The organism is Marinobacter sp. UBA3604 (assembly GCF_002375325.1).
Taxonomy (GTDB): domain Bacteria; phylum Pseudomonadota; class Gammaproteobacteria; order Pseudomonadales; family Oleiphilaceae; genus Marinobacter; species Marinobacter salarius.
In genome coordinates, this window is record NZ_DFMB01000057.1 from 21,897 (window position 1) to 27,896 (window position 6,000).

The following is a 6,000-nucleotide window of genomic DNA, read 5'->3' on the forward strand; positions in this document are numbered from 1 at the left end:
CCTCAGAATTTCATTTCGTCGAAGAAGCTTTTCACACCTTCAAACCAGGAGGTTTTTCGCGGACCGTGCTGGTTGCCATCGCCACCGTCCAGGGTCTTCTGGAATTCTTCCAACAACTCTTTCTGACGCTTGGTGAGGTTAACCGGAGTTTCCACAACCACGCGACACAGCAAATCACCGGACGGACCACCACGAACCGGGCTAACGCCCTTGTTCCGCAAACGGAACAGCTTGCCGGTCTGAGTCTCCGGTGGAATCTTCAGCTTAACGCGACCATCGAGCGTCGGCACTTCAAGTTCGCCACCGAGACTGGCATCCACGATGCTGATAGGCACTTCGCAATAGAGGTTGCGACCATCACGGGTAAAGATGGAATGCTCTCGAACCGCGACCTGCACATAGAGGTCACCGGAAGGCCCACCTTCAACACCCATCTCGCCTTCACCGGAGAGACGAATACGATCACCGGTATCCACGCCCGGCGGCACCTTGACGGACAGCGTTTTCTCTTCCTGGATGCGACCGGCACCGTGACACTTCTTACACGGGTTCTTGATAATCTTGCCGGAACCACGACAAGTAGGACACGCCTGCTGCACAGTGAAGAAGCCCTGCTGCATCCGTACCTGACCCATGCCATTACAGGTACCACAAGCCTCCGGCCGTGAGCCCTTCTCGGCCCCGGAACCGTCACAGGTGTTGCACTCGGTGTGGCCAGGAATCCGGATCTGGACGGTCTTGCCTTTTACCGCCTCTTCCAGGTCCAACTCCAGGGTGTAACGCAGGTCAGCCCCGCGCGTATTGCGGCCACCGCGACCGCCACCAAAGATATCACCAAACACATCGCCAAAGATGTCGGAGAAGCTGGCACCACCGCCGCCTCCTCCGAATCCGCCGCCGGCAGAGCCATCAACACCGGCGTGGCCAAACTGGTCGTAGGCTGCGCGCTTGGAGGAATCGGAGAGTATTTCATAAGCTTCACTGGCTTCCTTGAACTTATGATCGGCGTCCTCATCATCCGGATTCCGGTCAGGATGATACTTCATCGCAAGCTTGCGGTAGGCTCGCTTGATCTCTTTTTCATCCGCTTCCCGGGACACCCCGAGAATCTCGTAATAGTCGCGCTTGGCCATGCTCTAAAACCCTGTTGGTAAAACGAGGAAAACGCGGAAGAGCTCCCGCGTTTTCCAACTGCCTGATGATCTTAAGTTTTATCGCTTGTCGTCGTCTTTGACTTCTTCAAACTCGGCATCAACGGCGTCGTCGCTGGAACCGGACTGGGCAGACTCTTCGCCCCCGGCCTGCTGCGCCTGCTCTGCCTGATCCGCGTACATCTTCTGGGCCATTTCAGAAGACGCTTCCGTCAGCTTCTGAGTCTTGGCCTCGATGTCGTCCTTGTCAGAACCAGCCAGAGCTTCTTCCAGCTCCTTGATCGCAGCTTCGATAGACTCTTTCTCGCTGTCAGACACTTTGTCGCCAGCATCGGCCAGGGTCTTGCGCACGGTATGGACCATCGCGTCACCCTGGTTGCGGGCCTGGACCAGCTCTTCGAACTTGCGATCCTCGTCGGCGTTGGCTTCCGCGTCCTGAACCATCTTCTCGATTTCGTCGTCGTTCAGACCTGAAGACGCCTTGATGACGATGGACTGCTCTTTACCGGTCGCCTTGTCTTTGGCCGACACGTTCAGGATACCGTTGGCATCGATATCGAAGGTGACTTCGATCTGCGGCGTACCACGGGGCGCCGGCGGAATGTCCGCCAGGTCGAAGCGACCCAGTGACTTGTTCTGTGTCGCCTGCTTCCGCTCACCCTGGACCACGTGAATGGTCACTGCAGTCTGATTGTCATCCGCAGTGGAGAAAGTCTGCGACTTCTTGGTCGGGATCGTGGTGTTCTTGTCGATCAGCGGTGTCGCCACGCCACCCATGGTTTCGATACCCAGGGTCAGCGGGGTAACGTCCAGCAGCAGAACGTCTTTCACATCACCGGAGAGCACGGCCGCCTGGATGGCAGCACCCATGGCTACAGCTTCATCCGGGTTCACGTCCTTACGCGCTTCCTTACCGAAGAAGTTCTTCACTTTTTCCTGAACCATCGGCATGCGGGTCTGACCGCCGACCAGGATGACTTCGTCGATTTCACCGATCTTGGCACCGGAATCTTCCAGCGCGGTGCGGCACGGCGCGAGACTGCGCTCGACCAGCTCTTCAACCAGTGACTCCAGCTTGGCACGAGTCACTTTCACGTTCATGTGCTTGGGACCACTGGCGTCTGCCGTCACGTAAGGCAGGTTCACATCGGTCTGCTGGCTGCTGGAAAGCTCAATCTTCGCCTTCTCAGCCGCTTCCTTCAGTCGCTGCATCGCCAACGAGTCGCCACGCAGGTCAATGCCACTGTCTTTCTTGAACTGATCGGCAAGATACTCGATCAGCTTCATGTCAAAGTCTTCACCACCCAGGAAGGTGTCGCCGTTGGTGGCCAACACTTCGAACTGGTGCTCACCGTCCACATCGGCGATCTCGATGATGGAGATGTCGAAGGTGCCACCACCCAGGTCATAAACAGCAACAGTACGGTCACCGCTCTTCTTGTCGAGACCATAGGCCAACGCAGCAGCAGTTGGCTCGTTGATAATCCGCTTCACGTCCAGACCAGCGATCTTGCCGGCGTCTTTGGTGGCCTGACGCTGGCTGTCGTTGAAGTAGGCCGGCACGGTGATAACCGCTTCGGTCACTTTCTCGCCCAGATAGTCTTCTGCGGTTTTCTTCATCTTCTTGATGATTTCCGCAGACACCTGCGGCGGCGCCATCTTCTCGCCTTTCACTTCGACCCAGGCATCACCGTTGTCTGCCTTGGCGATCTTGTACGGCACCATCTTGATGTCTTTCTGGACCACGTCGTCTTCAAAGCGACGACCGATCAGACGCTTGATGGCGTAGAGGGTGTTGTTCGGGTTGGTGACCGCCTGGCGCTTGGCAGATTGACCTACCAGCGTTTCACCGTCTTCGGTATACGCCACGATGGACGGGGTAGTGCGATCACCCTCGGCGTTTTCGATAACCTTGACCTTGTCGCCATCCATAATGGCTACACAGGAGTTTGTGGTTCCCAGGTCGATACCAATGATCTTACTCATGCAATTACTCCAATTCGGTTGTTCAATTCAGTTCCGGCTGCCTTGAAAGTTGCCCCGGAGTCCCGGTGCGCCGCCTGTTTACTGGCTATATTGGCGCTTTAATCTGCTTTTCAAGCCTGCTCGTCGATTTTTGGCGCGTCTTCAGCCTTGGCGACCACCACCATCGCGGGACGAACAAGGCGATCGTTCAGGGTGTAGCCCTTCTGGACCACAGCCACCACACTGTTGGGCTCGGCATCAGGTGCCGGCACCATGGACATGGCCTCGTGCTGCTGGGGATCAAACGGCTCACCCACGGGGTTAAGCTGCTCAACATTGAATTTCTTGAGGCTATTCATAAACAGGTTCAGGGTCATTTCGACCCCCTCCCTTATGGACGCCACCAGCTCGCCGGACTCTTCGTGTCCCTCGGTGCTCTCAACCGCCTTTTCAAGGCTGTCAGCGACCGGCAGAAGCTCCTTCACAAACTTCTCCAGCGCGAATTTGTGGGCTTTCTCCACATCGATCTCAGCGCGACGGCGAACATTCTGCATCTCCGCCTGGGAACGCAACATCTGCTCCTGAAACTCCTGCGCCTGGGCCTTCAGGGCCTCAACTTCGCTTTCCGGAGCGGCTTCGGCACTGTCTTCCGTCGCCGTTTCTTCCTCGGGAGCGGCTTCCGCAGTGTCTTTCAACTCTTCTTCCACCTGTTCGTTACGATTCTCGTCAGCGCTCATGACTACTCCTGCTTGATCGTCGGCGGCCAGACGACCGGCCGGTTAACGTTTGGTTTCCGACCGCCATGGGCCGAAAAAAACATGTTTGCGAACGGATATGGGGCCCGTATCGGATGTTTCAACCGTTGCGCACCTCATTCATTCACAAATTCGCCAGCCGATGTTTGCAAACAGGAAAAACCCTGTATATATTCACAGTCACTGTATGTAATCACAGTATTCAGGAATTGAGCGGAGGACCTCTGCATGCTCACACAGCTCACTGTTTCCAATTACGCCATTGCCGAGCGGGTCGAACTTCAGTTTGGAAAGGGTATGACGGCACTGACCGGAGAGACCGGTGCCGGCAAATCCATTGTCCTGGACGCCCTCGGCCTGGCCATGGGCGGGCGCGCCGACGCTGGTGCCGTGCGCCACGGTGCCAAACGCGCCGACATCACCGCCACCTTCGACGTGTCCCGCATTGCCGAAGCCCGGCAATGGCTGGAAAACCATGAGCTCGACGACGACAACGAGTGCATCCTGCGCCGAGTGATCAGCAAGGATGGCCGCTCTCGCGCCTACATCAACGGCCAGCCCTGCCCCCTTGCCCACCTGAAAGATCTGGGCAGCGCCTTGATGGACATCCACAGCCAGCACCAGCACCAGTCCCTGCTGCGCAAGGAGACCCACCGCAAACTGCTGGACGAGTTCGCTGGCGCAGAAGCGTTGGGAGAGCAAACCAGGGATGCATGGAAAGCCTGGCACAAAACCCGCCAGCGGCTGACCGAACGCCAGCAGAATGCCGATGAGACAGAAGCCCGCCTGCAGCTACTGCGCTACCAGGTAGAAGAACTGGATCGCCTGGCGCTGGAAGACGGAGAGCAGGCAGAGCTGGAGAAAGAACAGGAACGGCTCAGCCATGCCGACACGGTGCTACACAACAGCCATCAGGCTACCCTGCTATGCACGGAAGATGAGAATAGCGCAGCGGATCTGGTGCGCCAGGCTTTACAGCAACTGGAGCAGTTGCCGGTGGAGGTACCGGCACTGACGGAAACCATCCAGATGCTGAATGAAGCCCAGATTCAGATCACCGAGGCTGGCGACAACCTGCGCCACTTTGTGGAAGATTACGACGCCGACCCAGCCCGACTGGCCGAAGTGGAAGAGCGTCTGAGTGCCATTTACCAGATGGCCCGCAAGCACCGCATCACACCGGAGACACTCCCGGAATTCCACCAGAGCCTGAGTGCCGAACTGGCATCGCTGGACGACGGCGAGGGCAGCGTTGAGAAGCTGGAGGCGGAACTGGAAGAACAGCGAAGCCACTTCAATACCCTGGCCACCGAGTTGTCGAACGCACGCCAACAGGCTGCTGCCAACCTCGATCAGCGCATCGCGGAGGAGCTCGCCCAACTGAGCATGCCAGCGGTCCAGTTCGTAACCCACCTGAGCCGCAACAAAGGCGACGAGCCTGCGCCCCACGGCCTGGAAGACATTGAATTCCTGGTCAGCGCCAACCCGGGCCAGCCCGCACGTCCGCTAGCCAAGGTAGCCTCGGGTGGCGAACTCTCACGCATCAGCCTGGCCATTCAGGTGGTGGTTGCGCAAACTTCCACCACACCAACACTGGCCTTTGACGAGGTGGATGTAGGCATTGGTGGCGGCACCGCCGAAGTGGTTGGTCGCTTGCTTCGCAGCCTGGGCAGTAATGGACAGGTGTTGTGCGTCACGCATCTTGCCCAGGTAGCGGCCCAGTGCCATCAGCACCTGTTCGTCAGCAAGTTTACGGAATCAGACGCCACTTACTCGAAGATCGAGTCATTGGACGACAATGGCAGGGTCAGCGAAGTGGCAAGAATGCTCGGTGGTGTGGATATGACCGAACACACCATTGCCCATGCCCACGAAATGTTCACGAAAGGCCAGGCTACGCATCACTGAACAGTTTGAAAGGTAAGCGTATTCCCCTCTCGATCCTGAGAGTTGTTGGGGCGGGCTAAAACCCCGCCCCCTTTTTTCTGGTTCATCGCACTTTACCGGGAAACGCTGCTTTTATCTTAAGGAAGAAGTAGTCGTTGTCCCGGTAGCCATAGGCCATCCGTTTGATGACCTAAATCTTGTTGTTCATCCCTTCCAGGACGCTGGTATTCATCCGGTAGACA

The 6,000-nt window shown here is 57.3% G+C and carries 4 protein-coding genes and 1 pseudogene; 1 reads left to right on the forward strand and 4 read right to left on the reverse strand.

The features are described from left to right. Nucleotides 1–2: 2 nt before the first annotated feature. The 3 genes from dnaJ to grpE all read right to left on the reverse strand — a co-directional run bounded on the left by dnaJ (nt 3) and on the right by grpE (nt 3,853). On the reverse strand, nt 3–1,133 hold the full coding sequence (dnaJ, locus tag B2590_RS16580; RefSeq protein WP_041333797.1) for a molecular chaperone DnaJ: 1,131 nt from the start codon (nt 1,131–1,133) through the stop codon (nt 3–5). A 78-nt stretch (nt 1,134–1,211) separates the two neighbouring features. Further along, the gene (dnaK, locus tag B2590_RS16585; protein ID WP_036212180.1) at nt 1,212–3,137 is read right to left on the reverse strand and encodes a molecular chaperone DnaK; all 1,926 of its coding nucleotides are present in this window, start codon (nt 3,135–3,137) and stop codon (nt 1,212–1,214) included. Nucleotides 3,138–3,247: 110 nt separating this feature from the next. Then, nucleotides 3,248–3,853: a nucleotide exchange factor GrpE gene (grpE, locus tag B2590_RS16590; protein WP_286848004.1), complete on the reverse strand. Its 606-nt coding sequence runs from the start codon at nt 3,851–3,853 to the stop codon at nt 3,248–3,250. A 246-nt stretch (nt 3,854–4,099) separates the two neighbouring features. Here grpE and recN point away from each other — a divergent pair, with 246 nt between their 5' ends. Further along, nucleotides 4,100–5,779, forward strand: a complete 1,680-nt coding sequence (gene recN, locus B2590_RS16595; RefSeq protein ID WP_213479683.1) for a DNA repair protein RecN — start codon at nt 4,100–4,102, stop codon at nt 5,777–5,779. Between the two features lie 82 nt (nt 5,780–5,861). Here recN and B2590_RS16600 read toward each other — a convergent pair. After that, a pseudogene (locus tag B2590_RS16600) lies at nt 5,862–6,000 on the reverse strand (transposase); the annotation flags it as partial.

What these genes read in the sequence shown, in the direction of transcription:
- dnaJ (WP_041333797.1), bottom strand. Translation starts at nt 1,133, where the DNA reads ATGGCCAAGCGCGACTATTACGAGATTCTCGGGGTGTCCCGGGAAGCG.
- dnaK (WP_036212180.1), bottom strand. Translation starts at nt 3,137, where the DNA reads ATGAGTAAGATCATTGGTATCGACCTGGGAACCACAAACTCCTGTGTA.
- grpE (WP_286848004.1), bottom strand. Translation starts at nt 3,853, where the DNA reads ATGAGCGCTGACGAGAATCGTAACGAACAGGTGGAAGAAGAGTTGAAA.
- recN (WP_213479683.1), top strand. Translation starts at nt 4,100, where the DNA reads ATGCTCACACAGCTCACTGTTTCCAATTACGCCATTGCCGAGCGGGTC.